26 protein-coding genes are annotated in these 24303 nt (G+C 52.4%); 18 read left to right on the top strand and 8 right to left on the bottom strand.

The window, feature by feature from the left end; all coding sequences use genetic code 11:
- Entirely contained in the window at nucleotides 1–294 is a 294-nt protein-coding gene (locus RGQ30_RS08655) for a hypothetical protein (RefSeq protein ID WP_130556298.1), read from the bottom strand.
- A gap of 70 nt (nucleotides 295–364) precedes the next feature.
- On the opposite strand from RGQ30_RS08655, the gene RGQ30_RS08650 reads away from it, so the two are divergent.
- Complete coding sequence (locus RGQ30_RS08650) at nucleotides 365–997, top strand: hypothetical protein (RefSeq protein ID WP_130556299.1); 633 nt, start codon at nucleotides 365–367, stop codon at nucleotides 995–997.
- Here the strand turns inward: RGQ30_RS08650 and RGQ30_RS08645 are convergent.
- Complete coding sequence (locus RGQ30_RS08645; RefSeq protein ID WP_130556300.1) at nucleotides 919–2607, bottom strand: aminotransferase class III-fold pyridoxal phosphate-dependent enzyme; 1689 nt, start codon at nucleotides 2605–2607, stop codon at nucleotides 919–921. The two genes, RGQ30_RS08650 and RGQ30_RS08645, sit on opposite strands and share 79 nt — an antisense overlap.
- 134 nt (nucleotides 2608–2741) lie before the next feature.
- Here RGQ30_RS08645 and asd point away from each other — a divergent pair, with 134 nt between their 5' ends.
- The 8 genes from asd to RGQ30_RS08605 all read left to right on the top strand — a co-directional run bounded on the left by asd (nucleotide 2742) and on the right by RGQ30_RS08605 (nucleotide 9564).
- Nucleotides 2742–3542, top strand: a complete 801-nt coding sequence (gene asd / locus RGQ30_RS08640; protein ID WP_298217174.1) for an archaetidylserine decarboxylase — start codon at nucleotides 2742–2744, stop codon at nucleotides 3540–3542.
- Between the two features lie 44 nt (nucleotides 3543–3586).
- Nucleotides 3587–4318, top strand: a complete 732-nt coding sequence (locus RGQ30_RS08635) for a fused MFS/spermidine synthase (RefSeq protein WP_130556302.1) — start codon at nucleotides 3587–3589, stop codon at nucleotides 4316–4318.
- Nucleotides 4319–4366: 48 nt separating this feature from the next.
- A complete protein-coding gene (locus RGQ30_RS08630; protein WP_130556303.1) occupies nucleotides 4367–4816 on the top strand; it encodes a hotdog fold thioesterase in 450 nt (149 codons plus the stop codon).
- Nucleotides 4817–4819: 3 nt separating this feature from the next.
- Nucleotides 4820–5200: a DUF2237 family protein gene (locus RGQ30_RS08625; RefSeq protein ID WP_130556304.1), complete on the top strand. Its 381-nt coding sequence runs from the start codon at nucleotides 4820–4822 to the stop codon at nucleotides 5198–5200.
- A gap of 11 nt (nucleotides 5201–5211) precedes the next feature.
- Nucleotides 5212–6084: a class I SAM-dependent methyltransferase gene (locus RGQ30_RS08620; RefSeq protein ID WP_130556305.1), complete on the top strand. Its 873-nt coding sequence runs from the start codon at nucleotides 5212–5214 to the stop codon at nucleotides 6082–6084.
- 30 nt (nucleotides 6085–6114) lie between these two features.
- Nucleotides 6115–7440 carry a DUF1329 domain-containing protein gene (locus RGQ30_RS08615; protein ID WP_130556306.1) on the top strand — a complete coding sequence of 442 codons (1326 nt, stop codon included), beginning with the start codon at nucleotides 6115–6117 and terminating at the stop codon, nucleotides 7438–7440.
- Nucleotides 7441–7531: 91 nt separating this feature from the next.
- On the top strand, nucleotides 7532–8935 hold the full coding sequence (locus RGQ30_RS08610; RefSeq protein WP_130556307.1) for an ABC1 kinase family protein: 1404 nt from the start codon (nucleotides 7532–7534) through the stop codon (nucleotides 8933–8935).
- Nucleotides 8936–9150: 215 nt separating this feature from the next.
- Entirely contained in the window at nucleotides 9151–9564 is a 414-nt protein-coding gene (locus RGQ30_RS08605; protein ID WP_130556308.1) for a hypothetical protein, read from the top strand.
- Nucleotides 9565–9606: 42 nt separating this feature from the next.
- On the opposite strand, the gene RGQ30_RS08600 is transcribed toward RGQ30_RS08605, so the two are convergent.
- Entirely contained in the window at nucleotides 9607–10683 is a 1077-nt protein-coding gene (locus RGQ30_RS08600) for an MBL fold metallo-hydrolase (RefSeq protein ID WP_130556309.1), read from the bottom strand.
- Between the two features lie 18 nt (nucleotides 10684–10701).
- Nucleotides 10702–10971 (bottom strand): hypothetical protein, encoded by a 270-nt coding sequence (locus RGQ30_RS08595; protein WP_130556310.1) that lies wholly within the window; start codon nucleotides 10969–10971, stop codon nucleotides 10702–10704.
- Between the two features lie 179 nt (nucleotides 10972–11150).
- Between RGQ30_RS08595 and RGQ30_RS08590 the strand changes: the two genes are divergently transcribed.
- Complete coding sequence (locus RGQ30_RS08590) at nucleotides 11151–11855, top strand: dienelactone hydrolase family protein (protein ID WP_130556311.1); 705 nt, start codon at nucleotides 11151–11153, stop codon at nucleotides 11853–11855.
- A gap of 9 nt (nucleotides 11856–11864) precedes the next feature.
- Nucleotides 11865–13793: an ATP-binding protein gene (locus tag RGQ30_RS08585; protein WP_130556312.1), complete on the top strand. Its 1929-nt coding sequence runs from the start codon at nucleotides 11865–11867 to the stop codon at nucleotides 13791–13793.
- Here RGQ30_RS08585 and RGQ30_RS08580 read toward each other — a convergent pair.
- A complete protein-coding gene (locus RGQ30_RS08580) occupies nucleotides 13787–14086 on the bottom strand; it encodes a hypothetical protein (protein ID WP_130556313.1) in 300 nt (99 codons plus the stop codon). The genes RGQ30_RS08585 and RGQ30_RS08580 overlap by 7 nt on opposite strands.
- Nucleotides 14087–14167: 81 nt before the next feature.
- Here RGQ30_RS08580 and RGQ30_RS08575 point away from each other — a divergent pair, with 81 nt between their 5' ends.
- On the top strand, nucleotides 14168–14629 hold the full coding sequence (locus RGQ30_RS08575; protein WP_130556314.1) for an SRPBCC family protein: 462 nt from the start codon (nucleotides 14168–14170) through the stop codon (nucleotides 14627–14629).
- Nucleotides 14619–15023 carry a carboxymuconolactone decarboxylase family protein gene (locus tag RGQ30_RS08570; protein ID WP_130556315.1) on the top strand — a complete coding sequence of 135 codons (405 nt, stop codon included), beginning with the start codon at nucleotides 14619–14621 and terminating at the stop codon, nucleotides 15021–15023. The genes RGQ30_RS08575 and RGQ30_RS08570 overlap by 11 nt, the downstream gene beginning before the upstream one ends.
- 77 nt (nucleotides 15024–15100) lie before the next feature.
- On the opposite strand, the gene RGQ30_RS08565 is transcribed toward RGQ30_RS08570, so the two are convergent.
- On the bottom strand, nucleotides 15101–15877 hold the full coding sequence (locus tag RGQ30_RS08565) for a ferredoxin--NADP reductase (protein ID WP_130556316.1): 777 nt from the start codon (nucleotides 15875–15877) through the stop codon (nucleotides 15101–15103).
- Between the two features lie 200 nt (nucleotides 15878–16077).
- Between RGQ30_RS08565 and RGQ30_RS08560 the strand changes: the two genes are divergently transcribed.
- On the top strand, nucleotides 16078–17022 hold the full coding sequence (locus RGQ30_RS08560; RefSeq protein WP_298217176.1) for an alpha/beta fold hydrolase: 945 nt from the start codon (nucleotides 16078–16080) through the stop codon (nucleotides 17020–17022).
- A 58-nt stretch (nucleotides 17023–17080) separates the two neighbouring features.
- Here RGQ30_RS08560 and RGQ30_RS08555 read toward each other — a convergent pair whose 3' ends face one another.
- Complete coding sequence (locus RGQ30_RS08555; RefSeq protein ID WP_130556317.1) at nucleotides 17081–18322, bottom strand: DUF445 domain-containing protein; 1242 nt, start codon at nucleotides 18320–18322, stop codon at nucleotides 17081–17083.
- A gap of 186 nt (nucleotides 18323–18508) precedes the next feature.
- Between RGQ30_RS08555 and RGQ30_RS08550 the strand changes: the two genes are divergently transcribed.
- The 3 genes from RGQ30_RS08550 (at nucleotide 18509) to RGQ30_RS08540 (ending at nucleotide 22737) form a co-directional block, all read left to right on the top strand.
- Entirely contained in the window at nucleotides 18509–19771 is a 1263-nt protein-coding gene (locus RGQ30_RS08550; protein ID WP_130556318.1) for a DUF445 domain-containing protein, read from the top strand.
- 84 nt (nucleotides 19772–19855) lie between these two features.
- A complete protein-coding gene (locus RGQ30_RS08545; protein ID WP_338284342.1) occupies nucleotides 19856–21649 on the top strand; it encodes a hypothetical protein in 1794 nt (597 codons plus the stop codon).
- Between the two features lie 77 nt (nucleotides 21650–21726).
- Nucleotides 21727–22737, top strand: a complete 1011-nt coding sequence (locus RGQ30_RS08540; RefSeq protein ID WP_130556319.1) for a DUF2804 domain-containing protein — start codon at nucleotides 21727–21729, stop codon at nucleotides 22735–22737.
- 22 nt (nucleotides 22738–22759) lie between these two features.
- Here the strand turns inward: RGQ30_RS08540 and RGQ30_RS08535 are convergent, their stop codons facing one another.
- Entirely contained in the window at nucleotides 22760–22924 is a 165-nt protein-coding gene (locus tag RGQ30_RS08535; RefSeq protein ID WP_130556320.1) for a rubredoxin, read from the bottom strand.
- Nucleotides 22925–23178: 254 nt separating this feature from the next.
- Here RGQ30_RS08535 and apbC point away from each other — a divergent pair, with 254 nt between their 5' ends.
- Nucleotides 23179–24270: an iron-sulfur cluster carrier protein ApbC gene (apbC, locus tag RGQ30_RS08530; protein WP_130556321.1), complete on the top strand. Its 1092-nt coding sequence runs from the start codon at nucleotides 23179–23181 to the stop codon at nucleotides 24268–24270.
- The last annotated feature ends 33 nt before the right edge of the window (nucleotides 24271–24303 follow it).

Below are 24303 nucleotides of genomic sequence, written 5' to 3'. Positions count from 1 at the left end.
TCAGACAACAGCCGCTCGTTTATCACAGGTGCGTGGCGCAATCAGCAGCGATGTCCCAATCGTTTCGCCTTCAAGAAAACCTGCCCATTTGAATTCACACGCCACGATCGGCCAACGGCCGACACCGAGCCTCGGCTCGCTTTTTTGCCGAGCGAGGTGAGTCAGGGTGAATTTCAAAAAGGGATCAACAGGTTTTCTGGCGAATGATTGGGATTCGCGCTGATTGAAGCAGACTCGCGCTAATTGAGGCAAAGTCGCGCAGTCGTGCAAGCGACCCGAAAATTGTTTCGACATAAAACCGCAACACCACGCTGGCATAAAGAGAGGTTAGCACTTTTTTAAAACTCTCTTTATGACAGACCACATGAAAAAAATCTTCGAGACTTTGCACGAACAGCGTTGGGATGACCACCGTTACTACCACCACAGCCGCATCAATCAAAGCCTGCACTTGCTGAGTGCCTTGTCCTTCCTGTTTGGTTATGTCTTGTTGTTCATTGACCCAGTGTCTGCTGCATTGGTGGCTTGGCTCGTTGCCATGACGAGTCGTCAGATCGGGCATTTTTTCTTCGAGCCCAAAACATACGATTACGTCAACGACGCCACGCACGATCACAAGGAAGACATCAAGGTTGGCTACAACCTGCGTCGCAAAATCGTGCTGCTGAGCATTTGGGGTGCACTGCCGATTCTGATCTGGTTCAGCCCGGCCACTTTCGGCTTGCCACCCACGGGTGCCGACATGACAAGTTTTGTGCGCAGTGTGGGTGAATCGTGGTTGTGGCTGGGCTTGGGTGGTTTGGTGTTTCGAACCGTTCACCTGTTTTTCATTCGTGACATTGAAACAGGTTTGGTTTGGGCCTTGAAAATTATCACCGACCCATTCCACGATGTGAAGATTTACTACAAGTCTCCTTTCTACTTGCTCAAAGGCCAGTTGATTGATCCCATGGACGACGTCAAGGCCCGCCAGGTTTCCTTGAGTACACGACGCTGAATTTTCTTGTTGCTGTTGCAGGCCTCGCCGGTTTCCCACCAGCCATCGGCCTGCATGCAGCGGGCCGCTTCAATGAAGCGGTCGCTGAACACATCAAAATCAATGTCCGAGTAGTTGTGGCTGAATATCATTCTCCCGGAACCCACCCAGCTCAGCATCACACCCGCCTGTAGCAGGTAAAACTGGAACATCCAGTTGAATCGCGATGGCGTGTTGTACAAAATCGTGAATATGGAAGTCATGTTTTGCACCTCCACGGGCAATTCCAGTTCGCTTAACCGTTTGTTCAAGGCAGCGCGCCGGCTGTTCCACAGGGTATCTACGGTTTGATACATGCGCTCAACGTCCGGGCTGTCAATGTGTTTCAAGAACAGGTTCATGGTTTGCATCACATAGGGTTGTGAATTGAACGTGCCCCGCGCAAAACAGATGTCAGCAGGTTTGTCGGTTCGGTAACGCTTCATCAACTCGGCCTTGCCACACAGCACCCCGACAGGCAAACCGCCTCCCAGTGTTTTGCCGTAAGTCACCATGTCGGCGCGCACACCAAAATAGTCCTGTGCACCCCCTTTGGCCAGGCGGAAACCCAGGAACACTTCATCCAGAATCAGCACAATGCCATTGGCGGTACACACCTGCCTCAACTGCTTCAGCCAACGGGTGTAGGCCTCCTTGTCATAACCTGCCTTGCGGCCGCTACTGATCAAAGCCGAATCACCCGGTGCATTGGCATTGGGGTGCAAGGCCTGCAGCGGGTTCGCCAAGACACAGGCAATGTCTTTGCGGCTGGCCAACACCTGCAAGGTGCGCTGGCTCATTTCCTGCAAGGTCAGGGTGCGGTCGGCGCTCACCGGGTTGCCAATGCCGGGTTGTACATCGCCCCACCAGCCATGGTATGCACCTGCAAAACGCACAATCCGCTGTTTTCCAGTGTGGTACTGGGCAAGTCGAACCGCTTGCATCACGGCCTCAGTGCCGCTCATGTGGTATGAAATTTCATCCTGGCCCGCCAAGGCCAGAATTCTGCGCGTGTTGTCCAGCACCACGGGGTGGTATGGCCCAAGCACTGGCCCCAGTTCATCCATGTCCTGCGCGGCCTGGCGAATGAAAGACTTGTAAATGTCATAGCCCAGCAGGTTGGTGCCATATGCACCTGTCACGTCGATGTATTCGTTGCCATCCACGTCCCACAGTCGCACACCTTCCGATTTTTTCAGGAACAGGGCAGGCAGCAGGTGTGCATTCACCATGGTGCGGAATTGAAAAGGCACTCGATAACGGTGGGTGAATTGTGCATCTGAAATACTGGAAATGGCCTGTTCAAGCAAATGCTTGCCTTGTGGTGAACGCTGCAACAGGCTGGCTGACAGGCGATGAAAGCCGTCATGACGCTTATTGGCAATCACTGTGCCGGCATTGTCGCAGTCAAAAAACGCATCCCCTTCAAGGCTGTAATGCGGAATCAGCTTCGACACACGCTTGGCCATGCGCACATGGCCGCTCAAGCCGGGGTGTTTTGCCCGGGACAATTGCAGTCGCCGATGGGCTTTCAATACGAGGTAAGCGCCGGCACTGGCGCCAATCATCAAGGTCAGGTTGTCAAGGTTCATACACATTTCTGTCAAATACAACAGGTATGGTTGTACGCCATCTCGGTGACAGGCTGATTAAATTGCACAAAAATCCTCAGGTACATTCTTCTATTCAAACTGCGCGCGTTCAATTGCAGGAAAGTGTCAATTTCATGTTGACCAATCGCATTCCGCGGCTGTTCAGTTCCTGGTTGATGGGCAAAATCAGCAAGATCCAAAACCCGTGGTTTGCCCAGCCCGCTTTGTGGTTGTGGAAGCAGTTTACTGACCTGAATTTGCAGGAAGCCCAGAAGAAGCAATTCAATTCCATCCACGACTGCTTCACCCGTACCTTGAAGCCAGGCGCACGTCCAATTGATTCAACCGCATTGGGCACCAGCCCCTGCGACGGCATTCTGGGGGCACACGGCATTGTTGAAAATGGCAGGCTGTTGCAGGTGAAAGGCTTTGCCTACGGCATTGAAGAACTCTTGGTGAACCCCGAATTGGCCTTGAAATTTCAGGGCTGCCGCTATGTCACCATCCGAATCACAGCGAGCATGTACCACCGCATGCATTCGCCGCTTGATGGCGTGATCAATCAAGTGGATTACATTCATGGCGACACCTGGAATGTCAACCCGGTGGCCTTGAAGCGTGTTGAAAAGCTGTTCTGTAAAAATGAACGTGCCGTGTTGAGTGGCCACACTGTTCAAGGCGAACCGTTTGCCATCGTGCCGGTGGCCGCCATTCTGGTGGCGGGCATTCGCCTGCATTGCACCGGGCAGGTGTTCAACCAGAATTACACGGGCCCACAACGCGTAAACACCCACGCACCCATCCGCAAGGGTGAGGAGTTGGGCTGGTTTGAACATGGCTCTACCATCGTGTTGTTTGTACCCCCAAGCTGGAAGCTGGTGCCAGGAATGGAAGAGGGGGGCCAATTGCGCATGGGGCAAGCGCTGTTTGAATAAACAGGCGAGTAAAACAATCCGCAAATCAGTTATTCTTGCGCCCTATGGACATACTGATCAGCGAAGAAAAAGGCGTTCGCCAACTCCACTTTGGCAGTGACTGGGTGCAGGGCGCCATGCGCATTGCTCGTCCCTATGCGCTTGAACTTGAATACACGCGGGAAATGATGGCACCGCTGTTGTTGAACCCCGACCCCAATTGGCCCCGCAGTGCCTTGTTCATCGGCTTGGGTGTTGGAGCTTTGCCCAAGTTTTTGCACAAGCACCGGCCCAATTGCAAAATCACGGTGGTTGAAATTTCCCATGCCGTGGTGGCTGCTGCGCAAATGCATTTCAAGTTGCCCCCATTCACCCCCAATTTTCAGGTCGAAGTGGCGTGTGGTGCCGATTTCATGACCACCAGCACACGCCAGTTTGACCTGATCATGGTGGATGGTTTTGACGGCAAAGCCAAAGTTGGGCCCCTGAATTCCACCGCGTTTTATCTCAACTGCAAGGCACGTCTGAATGAACAAGGCTACCTGGTTGGCAATCTGCTGAGTAATCAAAAGGATTCTGCGCAAAGCAAACAGCGCTTGCTGGATGCCTTTGATGGTCATGCAATTGCCTTGCCCCCATGCACCAGCGGCAATGTGATTGCGCTGGCCCATGTGGGTGCAGGTTTCACGTCTGCACAGGCCGATTTGCATGCCAATTGTGCTGTGCTGAAAGAAGAAACCGGTTTGAATTTGTCCAATACCGTGGCCAAACTCATCGAGGTGTCTCCCAAAGTCTGATTTGCATGCCTAAAATGGAAAACAACCAAACCCAAGAGACACCGCAGCATGCAAAACGATCAGCAACCTATCTGGTTTTCCACTCCTAACCTGGAGCACATGAATGCCATGTGCAAAAACACGGCCTGCGAGGCCATGGGCATTCAAATCACCGAAGTAGGGCACGATTTCATTCGTGGCACCATGCCCGCCGACCAACGTACGTTTCAGCCCTTTGGGCTGGTACACGGCGGGGCCAACGTGGTGCTGGCGGAAACACTGGGCAGCGTGGCTGCCAATCTGCTGGTGGACAACAGCAAGTTTTACTGTGTGGGGCAAGAGGTGAATGCCAACCACGTGCGTGGCGTGCGAAGCGGCAAAGTCACGGGTACCGCCACGTTGTGGCACGCTGGTAAAAGTTCGCAGGTCTGGAACATTGAACTGCACGACGATCAAGGCAAGCTGACTTGTATTTCCCGCCTCACCATGGCTGTCGTTCCAATTCCCGGGTCAAAGTAAACCATGCCAAATGTCACTGAAAAGCAGGACAAAAATGTTCTGGGCGGACCACTGCTGGCCTGTTCCTATTCGCCCCTGACCGGTTTTCTGCGTGACGGTTGCTGCAGCACCGGTCCAAATGACGTGGGGCGCCACCTGGTGTGCGCCAAGGTCACCCAGGAGTTTCTCGAATTTCAATTGCGCATGGGCAATGACCTGGTCAGCCCCCAGCCGCAATACCGCTTTGTCGGTTTGAAACCTGGCGACCGCTGGTGTGTCTGTGCCTCACGGTGGCTGGAGGCATACAAGGCAGGTGTGGCCCCACCGGTGTATCTTGAGGGGACCAACGAAACAGCGTTGCAATTTGTTCCCCTGGAAACTCTGCTTGAACACGCACTTGCCTAAAGGTGGTCGCCTTGGTTAAAAATATCGCCTCGCAGTGGTTGACTGCTGCCCGCATCAGCCCTACAGCCTTGTACACAGGGCAGGTCTGGCAAAGCAGTGGCCGATCAATCCCGGAGTTGAAGTCCATGCCGGCCAGCGCCTTGCACATTGCATTGGCACCTTCCATGTTCCTTTCCAGAAGTTTGGGTGGCCCCACGCTGGAAGATTTTTTACTGGCTCGTCACGATCTGATAGACCATCACCTGACCGAGTTGATTGAGTCTGGAAAGGTGAGCCAGGTTGTCGAAATTGCAGCGGGCCTGTCGCCCCGTGGCAGCCGGTTTGTTGAGCGCTATGGCGACAAAATCACGTACATCGAAGCCGATTTGCCCGGCATGGTTGCCCAGAAAAAAAAGCTGTTGGCCCAGCGCCTCAGTGTCTGCCCCAATCATCATGTGCAAGTTGTGGACGCCTTTGCAGACACAGGTCCTGAAAGCCTTGATGCGCTGGTCGCCCAGCTTGATCCGAAAAAAGGCTTGGCCATCGTGACTGAAGGTTTGTTGAATTACTTCGACCAGGATTCCGTGTTGAATCTTTGGGCGCGCATTTCACACACCCTGGCGCAGTTCAAGCACGGCGTCTACCTTTCGGATATTCACTTGCAGGCCCAGAACGCAGATCCACTTGCTCAAGCCTTCGTGGCAGGTTTGAGTGTATTTGTCAGGGGCAGGGTGCACCTGCACTTTGAAACGGCAGGCCATTTGCAGTTGGCCATGGAATCCCTGGGGATGGCTTGCCAGGTGTTGAAGCCCAGCGATTACGCTGCCCAAATACCCGCTTGTTCTGGCAAAGGTGCTGACTTTTGCCGGGTTTTGTTTGCGCGCCCCGCCAGTGCGGTAAAGTAGACAAAACACCAAATATAAGCAGGAGACAAAATGCAGTCGATGTTATTGCGGGGCCTTGCTGCCTCAGTGGTTTGCCTTGTGTTGGGCAGCAACAGCGCCTGGGCTCAAGGTCCCAAGATCAATGCCTTGGGTGCTGAAATGGCCGGCAACGCGGCGGGTACCATTCCGGAATGGACCGGTGGCTTGACCAAGGCACCTGTGGGGTTTGATCCCAAAAAAGGGTATCTCGACCCATTTGCTGCAGAAAAGCCTTTGTATACCATCACGCAGGCCAACCTTGCGCAATATGAGAAGTTGTTGCCGGCAGGGCAAATCGCGCTTCTCAAACGCTATTCCAGTTACAGCATCCCTGTTTACAAAACCCACAGAACCGCCGCTTTTTCTCCTGAAATGATGATGAGCATCGACATGGAGGGCAACAAGCCGAAGCTGGCTCATGGTGGCCTGGCCGTGGAAGGGGTGCAGTCTACGAGCGTGCCTTTTCCTGAACCCAAAAATGGTCTGGAAGCCGTGTGGAATACGCTGTTGCGCCGCCCGGCCCAAAGCATGCGCTCCCATACAGCCAGTTTTGTGGCAGGCAATGGCACCAAGCCCCTGGCTTTTGCCAGCAGCCAGACCATTGCCTGGGCACCCGCCATTGGCAAGGCAGGCACAACCTTGCTGTTTGGTCTGATTGGCGAATCAACCCGGCCCTCTGCACAGTCGGGCGAAGCCTTGCTCGTGATGGACACGCTCAACTTCAAGGACGATGCACGCAACGCCTGGGTTGTGAATTCTGGCCAGCGCCGCGTATTGCGCGCGCCGGAACTGGTTCATGCTGCGCCTGCGGGCAACAGCGATGCGCTGCGTACCGTGGATGATATTTATGGCTTTAACGGTTCACCTGAGCGGTTTGAGTGGAAGCTGTTGGGCAAGCGAGAAATGCTGATTCCCTACAACAACTACCGGCTAAGCGACAAAAGCCTCAAGTACGAGAACATGGTCAACGATGCTTTTCTAAAGCCTGAGTTGACCCGTTTTGAGCTGCACCGTGTTTGGGTGGTTGAAGGCACCCTGAAGCCGGGTGCGGAACACATTTATTCCCGCCGCACCATGTACATCGATGAAGACAGCTGGTACGTCGCCCTCATGGACCAGTACGACACCAAGGGCGAGCTTTGGCGCGTCAAGATGTTGTACCTGATGCAGGCATATAACGCCCCCGGCCTGTACACCTCAGGTGAGGTTCAGCATGACCTAAATGCAAGACGATCGGTGTTCAGTGCATTTCAGAATGAAGAACCACCCACTGAATTCAATGTGTCCGTGCGCCCCGGTGATTTCACTCCCGGTGCCTTGCGCAAGCTCATGAAGTAGTTGGCATTAGAGTGATTTTTCATCAGCCAGGGGCAGCAAGCCCCTACAATGTGGCCCAACCTAATTTGTAATCGCAAGGATTTTCTCAGGCATGGCTGAGCAGGACAAACCCGACAATTCGGACGAGAACACACTGGATCGCATCAAGACTGGTGCTTTTGAGCGCAACGTGGCCTTGACTCGCATGGGTGTTGGGGCGGGTGCCAAAATTGCCGGCCACACAGTTCGTAACTTCTTCAGGAGCGGTGAATCCCGCGATGAGGCCAACCGAAACTTCTACCGGTCCCAGGCTCGTGAACTGGCTGATGAGTTGGGCCGCCTGAAAGGCAGTGTCATGAAAGCCGGTCAAATGTTGTCCCTGTATGGCCAATATTTCCTGCCGGAAGAGGCTGTGGAGGTACTTGCTTCCTTGCAAGACAACACACCAGCCGTGGCGTGGTCATTTGTTGAGCCCCAACTGATTGATGCCTTGGGTGAGCGAACCATCGCAAAGCTGGACATTCAGCGCAAGCCAATTGCCGCTGCATCACTGGGGCAGGCCCATTTGGCGACCATCAAAGCCACCGGCGAGCAGGTGGTGGTCAAAATTCAATACCCGGGTGTGGCAAGTGCCATTGACACTGACATTCGCACCCTGTCCCGTTTGATATCCGCCACTCGGCTGGCGCCAAAGGCACTGGACCTAACCGATGTGTTCAACGAATTGCGCGATATGCTGGTGCGTGAATGTGATTATGTCCAGGAACGACGTTTCACCGAGACTTTTCACGAGCGCCTGTCGGGCAATCCCCGTTTCATCGTTCCCAAGGTGTACCCGGAATTCTGTGCGCAACGGGTATTGACTACCCGCTATGAACCCGGATATTCCGTGGCCTCCAAAGAAGTTCAGGCCCTATCACAGGCTCGCCGAAATGCTCTGGCCAACGCATTTGCGGAATTGTTTGTGACCGAGTTTTTTGATTGGAAGCTCGTGCAAACTGACCCACATTTTGGCAATTACCGGGTACGGATTGATCCAGAGGGTGAAAACGATCAAATCGTTACCCTGGATTTTGGGGCCACCCGAAACTTTCAAAACAGTTTTGTCGAGAGCTACGGCAAAATTGTCCGGGGGTCGCTACAGGGCAATCGCAAGGAAGTGGCCCAGGGCGTACTTGAAATCGGCTTGATGTCCGGTGATACGCCACGAGATTTCCTCGAGGGGTTTGCAGATTTGACCGAGTTGATTGTAGAACCTTTCCGTAAGCCTTTCGACCCTCTTGTTCCGGAACGCTTGTACACCCCTGGTGGCGCTTATCGTTTCGGTGACACGGATCTGCCTGCCCGAGTAGGTCAAACAGCCGCACTCAAGATGATGTCCAGGCATTTCAGGATACCTCCGCAGGAAATCATTTTCCTTCACCGTCGAATTGGTGGTGTGCTGGTCACCCTGAAAACTCTTCGAGCCGAATTGCGTCTGCACTCGCTTTTAAAGCCGCATCTGGGTTTGAGCTAAGCCGCCAGCAGTTTGTCCGGAATTGTCAATGTGTTTTCCTGTTTCCAGATAAAACGGCTTGAACCTTTGCGCCCGTAATGTCTCAAACTATGCGTTAATAGTTATCGCAGCCATCATTGTGTTTCTTAATTGAGCACATAGTGTAATTTAGGTTGCTCGCTTCATCGGCTTGTGGTGAAATGCTAAAAGTTGTCCTAGACAAAAAAGGCGAACAAATGGCAGCAGCTCAAGATTCAATCGGCGTAGTGGTACTCGAACCCAACAAGCAACTGCTGGATAAGCTGTGTGCGTCTTCAGAACGCGTGTGGGGCCAGCACGAGGTCTTGCCACGCCAAACCGGCAAGGAACTGGCACTGGCTGCTGAAAACCTGAATGTGGGTCTTGTGGTGGTGCGTTCCAGCTTCCAGCGTTCAAGCGCCTTGGTGCAAAGCACCTTGCTTGATTTGTACGCTGCCGGCACACAGATCCTGGTTGTACAGGACACGCCATTCAGGGTGTCTGAATCTGCTTGGGCCACTGTGGCCGGTATTCACTTTCTTTCAGACCGGGCCACGGACGACCAGTTGCATGATGTGTTGACCATGGCGTTGGTTCGCCATTGCATGCCGCAACTCAACAAATTGATTTGACCTAGACAAAGTTTTCTTTTTTTTACATTTGTTGAGGTCAAGTCACTTCAGGTCAATGGTGTCGCCATGGCCCAGCAAGCGGAAATCAGATTCAGCAACCCCTTGTAGGGTCAAAGCCTTCTTCACATCTCCGATAGGTTGGTCAAGTGGCTCATCGGTCAGCTCAAACGTTCCCCAATGAATGCCCATGGATTGTTTCGAGCCCACCTCTTTGTGGATCTTGACTGCCTCGTCAGGGTTGATGTGCTGAGCCTTCATGAACCAGCGTGGTTCATAGGCACCAACGGCAATTGCACTGAAATCGAAAGGCCCCAAGCGTTTGCCTATTTCCTCGAAATCTTTGCTGTAGCCGGTATCTCCTGAAAAATAAAAGTTGAGGGCTGGGTTTTTCAGTGTCCAGCCACCCCACAGGGATTTGTTACGGTCTGTCAGGGTACGCGCCGACCAATGGTAAGCAGGAACGAAGGTGATCTGGTTGTTTCCAATCGAGTAGGTGTCCCACCAATCCAGTTCCTTGACGTTTTTGATTCCCCAACTTTTCAGCAGTTTTTCCAGTCCCAGTGGCACCAGAAAAACCGTGTCAGGTTGCTGGGCCGCCAGCTTGACCACCGTGTTGTAATCAAGGTGGTCGTAGTGGCTGTGGCTGATCACCACAGCGTCAATTTTGGGCAGGTTTTCCACGCGCGCTGGTGAGCGCACTTTTCGGGAAGGGCCCATCCATTGAACCGGAAAAGCCCGCACTGAAAAATGAGGGTCTGTGAGCAAGGTGAAGCCATTCGCACGCACCATGACCGTGGCATGTCCCAGCCATGTGGCTGTTTTGTCCGAATAGGCGTCTAACTGACTTTGGTCAAAGGATTTTTGCGGAAAGTCATCGTAGCTGGCCACAAACTCGCCAGGCGGGGGAGGTAGTTCCTTGCCGTAGCGTTCCTTGTACCATCGCAAAAGGTCAGAAAGGGGTTTTGAAACAGTAGTGCCGTCTGAGTTGACGAAGCCATCAGGCCTGTGGTGAGGCTTACTTGAATCGTAATCCGGGTTAGATGCGGCACAACCCTGTATCAACATACCGGCTGCCACTGCTGTCAAAACTATGGCTAAATTGGGTACTACACGCTTCATGTTCAAAGACGACCAAAATCAAAGTTCCTTCCACTGCGTCGCCAGATACACTATAGCGGGCAGACCGAAATACAGCAGACAGAGTACCCTGAAATGGTCCATTGATTCTACCGCAGCAGTGTCATATTCCGTCAAACCCAACCCGCCAACCTGGGCAAGGCTTTCACTGAACGCCACATCAATCATTGCGCCTGTTTCAAACAGGGGGGCAATGAAAGCCGGTTCCAAAACAAACGCACAGCCCAACACCCAAAGTACGAAAAACATTGTGAATCGTTTGATACTCATCTTGATTACTCCTCTAGCTGTTTTTATGTCGCCCTGAAAACAACTGTACAATAAACACTGTAACTCTGTACAGTATTTTGTGAGCGTGTGGTTTTTTGTTGTCAGCAAATCATCTGTTGAACAAAATCAGCCTGTTACAATCCAGAATCCACTTGTATTACCAAACGGAGAAGCGCTTTATGCAGTCCCAACGAATCTCGATCAATTCCAAAGATGGTGGCCAGTTTGATGCTTATTTGTCTTTGCCGCCTACGGGCACCGGTCCTGGAATCGTTCTGATTCAGGAAATTTTTGGTGTGAACCAACACATTCGTGATGTAGCCGACCAATACGCCAGCGACGGTTTTGTAGTGCTCGCGCCTGACGTCTTCTGGAGACAGGAGCCGGGGGTTGACATTGGTTACGATGAAGCCGGGTTCCAGAAGGGTTTCGCCCTGATGCAGAGCATGGATTTTCCCAAAGCAGTGGAAGACATCTGCACTGCGGCTCAGGTGTTGAAAAATCGTCCGGAGGTCCAAGGCAAAGTGGCCAGTCTGGGCTATTGCATGGGTGGCATGTTGTCTTACCTCACGTGTACTACGCCTGGTGCAGTGGATGCCAGTGTTTGCTATTACGGTGGGGGTATTCACACAGCGCTTGATCGTGCTCCACAGGCCAAAACTCCAATGCTGATGCATTTCGCTGAAAAGGATGGTTTCATCCCGATGGAGGCGGTTGCTCAAATCAAGGCTGCATTTGCATCCAATTCTGATGTGCACATTCACACCTACCCGGGTGTTGATCATGGTTTCAATTGTTGGGGGCGCCCCATGTACCAGCAAAAGGCCGCTGCTTTGGCACGTGGTCGCACGCTTGAGTTTTTGTCAAAAAACCTTTCGGTCTGAGCCAAACCATTGAAAGCCAATTCATCCAAAACACCGTCCGTGTTTCTATTGGTGTCCAATCTGTTCAAGGAGACGTGGCAGGCTCGGCCATTGCTGTGTCTTTTGCTCGGATTTGGTGTCGCGGGCTCCATGGTGTTTTGGACCCAATTGGGCGAGTTGGCTTTGTTCGGTCAATTGTTGCTGGTTGTTCTCACGGCGGGGCTTGCCGCTTTTTTGGGCAGTGCCTTGACCAAAGCCTGGATTGAATTCAGGCTTCGAGAGCGTTTGCATCAACTTGGTGAGGCTGATCTGCAAGAACATTACCTTGCCAATTCCAATTTTTTTGAAACTCTGGCCAATGCTTTTCATCGACTTAATCAACAGAAAACACTGTTGTCCAATGGCTTTGAGGAAGAAAAGCGCCGCTTGCTCAGTGTAGAAAGTTGCCTGAATGGATTTGTTGTTGAATTCACTGTGACTGAGCATGGTCGGATTCAAGTCGAAAATGTCGACACGTCGATCGAGCGCTTTTTTCCAATGACCCGCGCCGAGTTCATTGCTGACTGGAGCAACGTACTAAAACACATTGATCCCAAGTACCACACGGCATTCAAAACAGTTCTCGCGCGCCCGGAGGCCTTTCCCAATCGGGAATCCTTGGTGTTCTCGACTTTACGCCGCAGCGGGGGCGAGCCCCAGTACTATCAACTTACAGTTCAGAGAGAGGCCAAACCTGCGGGCGTCGGTCTGTATGCAGTTTGTCTCGACGTCAGCGACCTGGTGCTGGCCAAAGAACAGGCGGAAAGTGCCGATCGTGCAAAATCGGAATTTCTGGCCACAATCAGCCACGAACTGCGCACGCCCCTGAATGCCATTATCGGTTTTTCCAAGATGCTGGAAGAGCAGCTAAGTGACTCAGAAATGCGCGGAGACGCTCGCAACATTTCCAGTTCTGCAACCAGTCTTCACCTGATACTGAGTGATGTTCTGGAGTACTCACGCATTGAAGCCAATGGCTTGAAACTTGACGCGTCTCCCTTCGATCTGGACGATCTGGTCAGGCAAGTGCATGCCTTGAATCTCAACCTGGCTACCAAGAAAAACCTGGAGTTCACGGTTTCAAGCGAACTTTCGGGCCCCACTGTGGTGCTGGGTGATTCAAACCGGGTTTTGCAGATTGTTCAAAATCTTGTCTCCAACGCGCTGAAGTTCACTGACAGCGGCTATGTTCGAATGAAGCTGTTCACCAGTCTTCCGAGTCAGGGCCGCGTGGAGGTGTTCCTAGAGGTCGCCGACAGTGGCATCGGAATCAGTCAGACTGCCTTCCAGCGGCTGTTTCAGCGGTTCAGCCAAGCCAGCCGGGAAATTCATCGTCAGTTTGGTGGAACGGGGCTGGGTTTGGCCATATGCAAGGGGTTGGTCGAGCTGATGGGCGGGCGTATCGATGTCAGTTCTGAACTTGGCGTGGGGTCGGTGTTCACGGTCAGTCTGAATTTGCCGGTGGCCCAGCCGCTTGTATCCGCCAAGGCTGTAAAGCCCATCCACCAAGCGGCACAGGCCTTGAATGTGTTGGTGGTTGACGACCATCCGATGAACATCAAGTTGCTTGACCGGTACTTGGGCAAGCGAGGACACAAAGTAAGCTCAGCCACAGGGGGGAGGGCGGCGGTCGATCTTGCGCAGGCAGAGTATTTTGACTTGATCCTGATGGACATTGACATGCCCGACATGGATGGGCATGCTGCAACCCGCCTGATTCGCAGCAATTCAGGTTGCGCATCACGGCAAAGCTTTGTGTGTGCCTTGTCGGGTTTGTCGGATGATCAAAGCATTGCACAGTCAACTGCGTCAGGTATGAGTTTACACCTCACCAAGCCCGTGTCGTTTGACAGGTTGGACCAACTTATTGATGATCTGTCACGTAAGGTATTGAAGGAAAAAGCAAACAGCGTTCACTGAATGCCCATTTGCTTTTCCAGGTAAGAGCGCGATTTTTCAAGCCAGATGCTCAAGGCGGCCAGCAAATCACTTTGACTGAATGAACAGCTTTCGCCCCCGAACATGGCGGTGCTTTCCAGGCGCTCCAAAATACTTTCCAGTGCACCTTCAAACACGGCAGGCAGTTCCCGAAGCAGGTCTTTTTCCTGGCGAAAGGTAAAAATCAACTCGGTGGTGTTTTCAAATTCATTATTTTCAAGCGAATCTGAAAGTTTTTTGATCCGCAACAGTGGATCTGCTGGTATGTTACTCATGAGTATTATTTATCAATCAACTGTGCCGGCTAGTGTACTCCACCCCCGTGGACACTGGCTGAAATAAGAGGAGAATTCGAAATGGACAGCAAACTATCCCTGGACAAAACAGCAAGTGCAGCCCTGAACTACGAGGCCGTGCTGGCTGACCTGGAGTCCATTGAACCTTTGATTTCAATTTTTCCAAAACTTGAAAGTCTGACCAAGGTCGGTCCAAATGCCTACGAGTGGAAGCTCAAGCCTATTGGCGCCATGGGTGTTTCACATGCTGTCCATTATGCAGCCACTTATGAAGTGGACAAGGCCAAAGGTCGATTGAGTTTCAAGGCCAAGGAAGGAGTGGGCAATGCCAACCTGTCTGGATATTTCCAGTTCAAGCCGAATGGCGACAAAGTTGACATTGAGGTGGAAATCAATGGTTTGCTGCGCGACATAAAAGTACCCATGCTATTGAAAGCGGCCACACCTGGTTTCATCAAAACCATGTTCGATGGTTTGGTCGATCGCTTCATTGAAAAGTTGGGAGAGAAGTATGGCAAGTGAAAAACCGGCTAATTACGATGCGGGCAAAGCCATGCGCACCAAGGTATTGGGTGCCGACTACGTAGCAAAGGCTGTTTCCAATCCGGATGATTTTGCAGCACCTTTGCAGGACATTGTGACCTCGCATGCTTGGGGTACGGTGTGGCCGCGTGAAGGCTTGGAACCACGTATCCGAAGCATTGCAACTGTGTCCATGCTGATCGCGCTCAATCGCCCCAATGAATTGAAGTTGCACATGCGGGGTGCGATCAACAACGGGGTTACGCCAAACGAGCTACGTGAATTGATCATTCATGCCAGCGTATATTGTGGTTTCCCGGCCGCCATGGACAGCATGCGCCAGGCCAAGGCCTTGCTTGAAGAGCTCGAAGCCGAAAAACAGGCTGTAAAGTAAATCCTAGGTTTACGGGCATAAAAAAACCGGCTGCAGGTTATCAAGACCTGCAGCCGGTTTTTTATAGGTACAGAGAATTATTTTTCGACGAATGCACGCTCGAACACATAATCTCCGGGTTCGCCCACACCGGGAGATACCACAAAGCCCTTGCTGTCCAGAATGCTGCGAATGTCTGCCAGCATGCTGGGGCTTCCGCAAATCATGGCGCGGTCTGTTTCGGGGTTTAAGGGTGGCAATCCCACATCCTTACACAGCTCACCATTTTCCATCAAAGTGGTAATACGCCCCACGTTTTTGAATTCTTCGCGGGTAACCGTTGGGTAATACACCAGCTTGTCGCGCACCATGTCGCCGAAAAATTCGTTGTTGGGCAGTTCATCGCTGATGAATTCGCTGTAAGCCAGTTCGTTCACATAGCGCACGCCGTGAACCAGAATGACCTTTTCGAAGCGCTCGTATACCTCAGGGTCTTTGATCAGGCTCATGAAAGGCGCAAGGCCTGTACCAGTACCAAACATGAACAGGTTCTTGCCTGGTTTCAGGTCGTCGAGAATCAGCGTGCCTGTTGGCTTTTTGCCCACCAGCACAGAATCGCCCACCTTCAAGTGTTGCAGTCGGGATGTCAGCTTGCCATCCGGCACTTTGATACTGAAAAACTCAAGGTGTTCTTCGTAATTGGCGCTTGCAATGCTGTAAGCCCGCAACAATGGTTTGCCTTCAACTTCCAGGCCGATCATCACAAAATGGCCATTGTGGAAACGCAGACCCGGGCTGCGGGTTGTTTTGAAGCTGAACAGGGTGTCGTTCCAGTGGTGAACTTCGGTGACTTGTTCTTGAATTAGATTAGACATGGTTGCAGCGTGTGGTCTCGCGAGTTTTTCAATCGGCCCAATAATAGCGCACTGCACCGAAAAACGCTGTAAGTCGTTCTATTTTTTAGTTATTTGCTTATTTGGAGTTTCCACTCTAACCCGTCTGCAAGAATCGGCGTGCAATGGGGGTTATAAAGGTGCAGAGCAGCACGTTACAACATCCAATAAGGGCGAACCCCATGACAGAGACAAAAAACAAACAACGACTGAAAAACCAGATGACCGTGCGTTCAGGCGACATTGATCTGGCCGTCAACAGCCACGGTGAGCCTCACAATCCAACCATTGTGCTGGTTCATGGATATCCCGATTCCAGTAGCGTTTGGGACCCGGTAGTCGATATTCTCAAGCACCATTTTCACGTGGTTACCTATGATGTGCGTGGCTGTGGAAAGTCTGCTGCCCCATCAAGCATGTGGGATTATTCCCTGGCCAAGTTATCCGAGGACTTGCAGGCGGTGATTCGCGCCGTGTGCCCAACTCAGCCTGTCCACCTTGTGGCCCACGACTGGGGTTCAATCCAGACTTGGGAAAGTGTGACTGATCATCGGCTCAAATCGCGCATTGCCAGCTATACCAGTATTTCCGGGCCTTGTCTGGACCACATTGGCATGTGGATCCGCAATGGTCTTTCGGCTAACAACCGCAATGCCTTGGGCCCGGTGTTGGGGCAGATGTTGAGCTCCTGGTATGTGTATGCCTTTCAGCTTCCGTTTTTGGCACCCACATTCTGGAAGCTTGGGCTGGACAGGGCATGGCCTGGCATTGTCAGGAAAATGGAAGGTGTAGCACATGCAGTTAACCCCACCCAGCGCAAAGACGGCGTGAACGGTATTAATCTGTACAGGGCCAACATGCTGCCTCGTATAGGCAAACCGCGTTTGCGTCAAACCGATGTGCCTGTGCAGTTGCTCGTGCCGACCAAAGACAAGTTTGTGACACCTCAACTGGTGGAGTCGTGCTATCCCTATGCACATCACGTGTGGCGCCGAGACATCGATGCGCACCATTGGGTCGTGCAAAGCCACTCGGAGTGGGTTGCCAATTGTGTGTCTGAATTTGTGGAGTTTGCCGAAACAGGTCGCGAAAACCCAGGTTTGGCCAAGGCGAAAGTGCAGGGTTAGTTTATTGTAATGAAATCAAAAAGCCCCGCGAGGCTTTTTGATTTCAACTGAGGATGGTTTAGATGATGCCCAACTTGATCATCACCATCAATTGACCCTCACCAACCAGGCCGCCCAAAATGGCGCCCGTCATGATCAGAATCCATTCTTCCTGCTTGAATACGGGGCGCAACAAGCCCTCGAACTCAAGTGGCGTCATCGCCTGCATTTTCTTGCCCACCACATTTTCAATGTCCAGTGAGGTTTGAACATAGGATTCTGCGTGCATGATGACATCGGCCAGGCGCGCCATCAGCATTTCAGAAGTGTCCTGTTTCATGCGCTGGAATGATTCAGCACCAACAGCCATCACCACAAACGGTTTGACAATGCTGGCCTTGCTGTCGACCATTTCCCGCACACGCTCATCCACCATTTTCTGTACACGTTCGGACAGGGGACCTGCCACCATTTCACCAATGATGGTTTGAGGGGTCAGAATGTCACGGGCAATAATCTTGGCGTAGTCCGCTGCCACTTTCTGTTGACGCTTCAAAAACAGTCCCTGAATGGTGTACGAACCAAACGGAATAGGCTTTTTGGGCTCGAACAGAATATTCAGAGCAATCCAGTCGGAAATGAAGCCAACCAGGAAACCGAACACCGGCAAGATCCATGGTTCTTTGAGCAACACCCACAACACCATCTGTACCACACCGATCATGAAACCGAAATACAGACCGGATACACCAAAGAACTTGAATTCTTCGCGACCCACTTCCTGAAAAATCCGGTTCAGCAGATGCTTGTCTTTCATCAAAATGCGAATGACCAGTGCTTTAAGATCCAGAATTTCATCAATGTTTCCCTTGATGTCTTCCATGACGCTGGCAATCACGCCAGGCACGTCTTTCTTCACCCGATCGATCAGTTTCTTTTGTGCAAAGTTGGGAAGGCTTTCCCAAAGTCTGGGTTGGTGCTTGGACATCACTTCACGAATGATGGTCTCAATGACTTCCATTGCCGGACCTTCAAGCTCTTTGCCCAGGCGCTCAGAGTCAAGCTTTGAAACCACCTCGTTGACTGAAACCAATTTTGTGGTGATGGTATCGACTGCAATGGATGCCATGCGCAGCGCATTGCGCGGCACAATACCTTGCCAGCCGAAAAAGGGTCGAATGCCCACAAACTTCATGGGGTAAAACATCATTTTCACCGCTGCAATTTTGGTGATGTAGCCCAAAAAAGCCGCCACAACCGGGATCGAGAGGTAGAAAAGGTAGTTTTGCTGGACATCAGCGTAAATAGTTGCCCAATCCATTAAAGGTGTCCCCTTGGAATTTTAATTTTTGTTGGTAAAGTGTGTAGATGTATAGCCACGAATATATTTTTTCGATGGCCAATTCTAATCTGTGTTGTCTCCTTTGCCAGTATAACGATCAATCATGTCCCTTACAGGGCCGTAAATTAGATCAAATATTTTAATAATTACTTCAGGAACAGCGTTTTGGATTTTTCCTTTATTCATCTGGGTTTACCGCTCTGGGCTGTTTTCATTCTAATGGGCCTGTCTGGTGTGCTCCTGGCGTGGTTTTTCCAGGCTGCCGCATTGTGGTTGATGTTCAATCCCAAGGAGTTCAAAGGCTGGCGCATTCCCTTGTTTCGAAAACTCGGCCTGCACCAGTTGGGACTTGAAGGCCTGGGCTGGCAAGGGTTGGTGCCGCATCAAAAAGCAGTGATGGCTGAAATTGCAGTTCGTCTGATGACCCACAAGTTGTTGCCGTTGGACGAGATGATCAAACGCATTCCTGCTCAGGGCCTGTCAGATCGTTTGACACCACCCATGCAGGAAACAGCGGATTTCGCCTGTCGTGAAGTCATGCTCAAACACAAGCCTACCTTGTGGGAAAGCCTGCCGAGTTTTCTTCAGAATTCGATTATTTTCAAGATAAGGGCCATTGTTCCAGAAGTGTCGCGCCAAATTATCCTCGACCTTCAGAAGAAACCCGCATATTACTTAAGCCTCAAAACCTTGGTGTTGGAAGTAATAACCAGCAAGCCCTTTCTGGTGGTTGACCTGTTTAAGAGTGCGGGCAAAGATCCGATGGCTTACCTGATCAGGTTTTCATTGTTAGCAGGCCTCGTGGTTGGCCTGTTGCTGGTGGTGGCTTCTCTGTTCGGACTGCAATGGTACTGGTTGCTGGTACTGGGCGCAATCGCTGGTGGGTTAGCCAATGAACTCGCGCTTGAAAGTCTTTTTTTTCATCCCGATCATGGCACTGTTCGACTTGGAAAATTCACGGGCTTCTTTTTCAGGGATCAGCGCCACATCTCCAAATTGTTCGCGCAAACAGCGGCACGCGATGTGTTGACCACTGAAAATATCGTGTTGGCGTTGTGCCGTGGGCCAAATTCTAAAAATCTGTCCTCCTTGATTGATTACCATGTTCAGCGGGTCATGGACATGGAGTCCAGTGGAATCAAACCTCTGCTGGTTGCCATTCTTGGTGCCGAGCAGTGGGTTGCCATCAAACGAGATGCCGCTTCAATTTTTGCAATGAAACTGGAATCGCATTTAATGGCCGCTCGCGTTTATCTCAACGATGCCTTGAGAATTGAAGAGGTGATTGTTGAGCGTTTGTCGGCTTTGCCCGCACTGGAGTTTGAGAAGGCCCTTCGCCCTGTCTTTTCGCGCTACGAATGGATGATGCCTTTGATAGGTGGCGTTTGGGGCACATTTTTGGGAGCCGTGCTGTTGGTTCTCCTTTAAATCTGGATTTTTGAATCCAGCCGGTGCCGCTTAGAGTATTACTCACATCCCTTTGATTATAAAAAAACAGTTTTTGGAGGCAACATGTCCAGTCAAGTAATTGGTTCAGTCAATGATTTAGAAGGTCCAGTAAGCCTAATGCGCGACGGTGAGACCCGGTCGCTGGCACGCGGAGATTCCATATTGGCTGGGGACGTGATCACGGCCAGTGACTCTGGACGCGCGTCAATTGTGCTGTCCAACAGCTACGGAGAACCAATTGGCAACCTGTTGGTTGCACCCACAGGAAGCGTGATCGCTGACACCACAACCAAGAATGGACAAACAGCATTTGTATTTGAGGCACTTTCTGACGATGGCGTGACTCTATCGAATCTGGACCCGGATTTTGCCAACCTGGTTGAACTGCAGGGTGTTGGGCTGGCCGGAGAACAAGGTGGCATGTTTGGACTGTTCGGTGGGGCTGGCTTATTGGCGGGAGGATCCATGGGCGGGACTGCAGCGGCTATAGGCGCAGGCGCTGTTGGATTGGGCTTGCTGGCCTCCAGTGATGACGAGGGCTCAGGCCCAACCAGTTCTGCTGGCGGCGGTACCGTCGGTGGCAACGACGGTGGAACAGATACAGGTGGTGGTGGCACCGACATGGGTGGGACAACTGGTACTCCCCTTGATGCAGTGCTTGATCCAGTCTTGGGCGCTTTGGCTGGCACGCCACTGGCCGTCATTTCAGAACCTTTGGCTGATGCGCTGGGTATGATTGGTGGAGCGGCAGGCGGCGCAGGTGGTGGAACAGACGGCCCAACAGGAACACCGCTGGATGCGGTACTTGGCCCATTGGCTGATGCAGTAGGCGGCGCAGGTGGTGGTGCTGGTGGCCCGACAGGAACACCATTGGATGCGGTACTCGGCCCATTGGCTGATGCAGCAGGCGGCGCAGGTGGTGGTGCTGGTGGCCCAACAGGAACACCGTTGGATGCGGTACTTGGCCCATTGGCTGATGCAGCAGGCGGCGCAGGTGGTGGTGCTGGTGGCCCGACAGGAACACCATTGGATGCGGTACTCGGCCCATTGGCTGATGCAGCAGGCGGCGCAGGTGGTGGTGCTGGTGGCCCAACAGGAACACCGTTGGATGCGGTACTTGGCCCATTGGCTGATGCAGCAGGCGGCGCCGGTGGCGGAACAGACGGCCCAACAGGGACCCCGCTGGATGCAGTGCTTGGCCCATTGGCTGATGCAGCAGGCGGCGCAGGTGGTGGTGCTGGTGGTCCAACAGGAACACCGCTGGATGCGGTGCTTGGCCCATTGGCTGACGCTGCTGGTGGAGCAGGTGGTGGTGGTGCGGGTGGCCCAACAGGAACACCGCTGGATGCGGTACTTGGCCCATTGGCTGATGCAGCAGGCGGCGCAGGTGGTGGTGCTGGTGGTCCAACAGGAACACCGCTGGATGCGGTGCTTGGCCCATTGGCTGACGCTGCTGGTGGAGCAGGTGGTGGTGGTGCGGGTGGCCCAACAGGAACACCGTTGGATGCGGTACTTGGCCCATTGGCTGATGCAGCAGGCGGCGCAGGTGGTGGTGCTGGTGGTCCAACAGGAACACCGCTGGATGCGGTGCTTGGCCCATTGGCTGACGCTGCTGGTGGAGCAGGTGGTGGTGGTGCGGGTGGCCCAACAGGAACACCGTTGGATGCGGTACTTGGCCCATTGGCTGATGCAGCAGGCGGCGCAGGTGGTGGTGCTGGTGGCCCGACAGGAACACCATTGGATGCGGCGCTTGAACCTTTGATGGATCTGGCTGCAAATACGCCTTTGGCTTCAATCACAAGCATGGCTGATCCAGCCCTGCTGACCGATGCCTTGGGTGGTGGGTTGCCGTTCTAAGAAGCAATTGTTCCGCCCTGCGTGCGGTTGATTAATCATGACCGAATCGGGCAAGTCAAACTTGCCCGATTTCATTTATGAATCTGATCGATATTTCTGGCCTTCCTGCCTGGGGTCGGCTAAGCAGCCTGCCTGATCGCATCAACTGGGAACAGTACGATGCACGCAATGCCATGGGCAAACCTCGTAAGGCATGGACCAAAAGTTTCCTCTTCAAGCACTTCGATTTTTACGGTGCACTGGGTGAAAATTTCACTTTCGGTTGCGGCATGGTGCGCCTGGGTTCGCTGAATTCAACCTTTGCTTACCTGCACAGCACTTCGGGATTGCACCGTGTGCAGTTTGACATGCCCTTTGATCTTGGGTTTCAAAGCGATTACAAGCCCTTGGGTCGTACAACCTGGGTTCATCCTTTCAAGAAAAATCACAGCGTGTCATCAACACGAGATGCCCAGTCCCGCGAACTTCAATTTCAGTTTGGCAAGAATTTTTACGGACATGTTCGGATTGATTGCGATCGCTCCGAAACCCTGGCCTTGAATACGCCGATTGCAAACACCGGTTTTGCCTATGCCCAGAAAAGCAGTGGTGGCAGCGTGTCAGGGGAAATATTTCTTAATGGAAATAAATACACGATTCAGCCAGAAAAAGACGGCTGCTACCACGACTGGACAGCCGGCTTTCTGCGACGGGAAACCTTCTGGAACTGGGCGTGCGCGAGTGGCCGGACAGCGCCTGATCAGCCTTTGATTTCGCTGAATGTGGCCCGTGGAGTGAACGAAACCAGTGCCCACGAGAACGTTCTCTGGGTGGACGGTGCCATTCACGACTTGCCACTGGTACTGTTTGAATATGATCGGGACGATATTCTGAAACCCTGGCAGGTTTATTCACAGTGTGGCGCTGTTGATGTGCAGTTCGCGCCCGAGGGCAGTGTCGATGACCACCGCAACATGATTGTAATGGCTAGTCGATTCAACCAGTGCTTTGGCAAATTCACCGGTACTGTGAAACTACCAGCCAAGGGACTTGCGTATTCAGTTAATGGCTTGGCGGGATGGTGCGAAGACCACTACGCCAAGTGGTGACAATGCCGGAAAAGCCCAGATCTTAAACTTCAACCATTTCAAAGTCGCTTTTGGCCACGCCACAATCCGGACACAGCCAGTCGGCGGGTACGTCAGCCCACAGGGTTCCAGCCGGAATACCTTCAGAAGGCATTCCAGCGGCCTCGTCATACACCAACCCACACACGATACACACATACGTCTTCATTGGTAAATCTCCAAAGTGTTTGATTTTTGTCGTGCAATGCTATCAAGTTGTGCCCTTAAAAAGTTGGAGTGACTCTCGGGTCGTTGTAAACATTTGTAGTCTGACCATGCAAGGCTGCTCGAAGGCTTTAGGGTAAACGACAGGCATGGGAAGGGCTTGCTTTTCTGCAGCCGCAAGCCACGTATCAAAAAACAGGCTAAACTCGCGCCTATACCGAAAAATACAGCATCAGACAAGATTTGAGGAGAGTGTGTATGTCAGTGACTATCGATACCGTACGCGACGCTTTGCGCGGTGTGATTGACCCCAATTTGAACAAAGACTTCATCAGCGCGAAGTTGATCAAGAACATTCAGGTAGACGGTGGTGATGTAAGTTTTGAACTTGAGCTGAGTTACCCCGGAAAAAGCCAGCTTGATGGTCTGCGTAAAGCGGCCATTGCGGCCGTACGTGCTCAGGTGCCTGGCGTTGAAAACGTCAGTGTCAACGCTACCATCAAAATTCAGACGCATGCTGTGCAGCGTGGCTTGAAGCCCATGCCCAATGTGAAGAACATTATTGCGGTGGCTTCCGGCAAGGGCGGTGTGGGCAAAAGCACCACTGCGGTCAACCTGGCTTTGGCTTTAGTGGCGGAAGGCGCACGCGTTGGAATGCTGGACGCAGACATTTATGGCCCGTCACAGCCCACCATGCTGGGTATTACTGGTCGCCCACAGTCTGATGACGGGCAGGTTATCGATCCGATGGAAGGCCATGGTGTTCAGGCCATGTCAATTGGTTTTCTGATTGATGAAGACACGCCCATGGTGTGGCGTGGTCCCATGGTCACCAGCGCGCTTGAACAACTGTTGAAGCAGACCAACTGGAAAGATCTGGATTATCTAATTGTTGATATGCCACCTGGCACGGGTGACATTCAATTGACGCTGTCGCAGAAAGTGCCAGTAACAGGTGCTGTCATTGTGACCACCCCCCAGGATATCGCCTTGCTGGATGCTCGCAAGGGCCTGAAAATGTTCGAGAAGGTGGGTGTTCCGATTTTGGGGTTGGTTGAAAACATGGCCATCCACGTTTGCACCAACTGTGGTCATCAGGAACATATTTTTGGTGATGGTGGTGGCCAGAAAATGGCCAAGGACTACAACATCAACTACCTGGGTGGTTTGCCGCTGGACATGCGAATCCGAGTACAGGCTGACTCCGGTAAACCCACTGTGGTCGCTGATCCTGATGGTGACTTGGCCAAAACCTACAAGGAAATTGCCAGAAAAGTGGCCATTCGAATTGCAGAGCAGTCCAAGGACATGTCCTTGAAGTTTCCATCGATTGTGGTACAAAACACCTGAGTTTGCGTTTTGCGCAGCGCCTTGGGGGCATCT

The organism is Limnobacter thiooxidans (genome assembly GCF_036323495.1).
GTDB classification, from domain to species: domain Bacteria; phylum Pseudomonadota; class Gammaproteobacteria; order Burkholderiales; family Burkholderiaceae_B; genus Limnobacter; species Limnobacter thiooxidans.
Note: the sequence above shows the minus strand (reverse complement) of the source record. Positions and strands in the feature narration are given on the sequence as shown.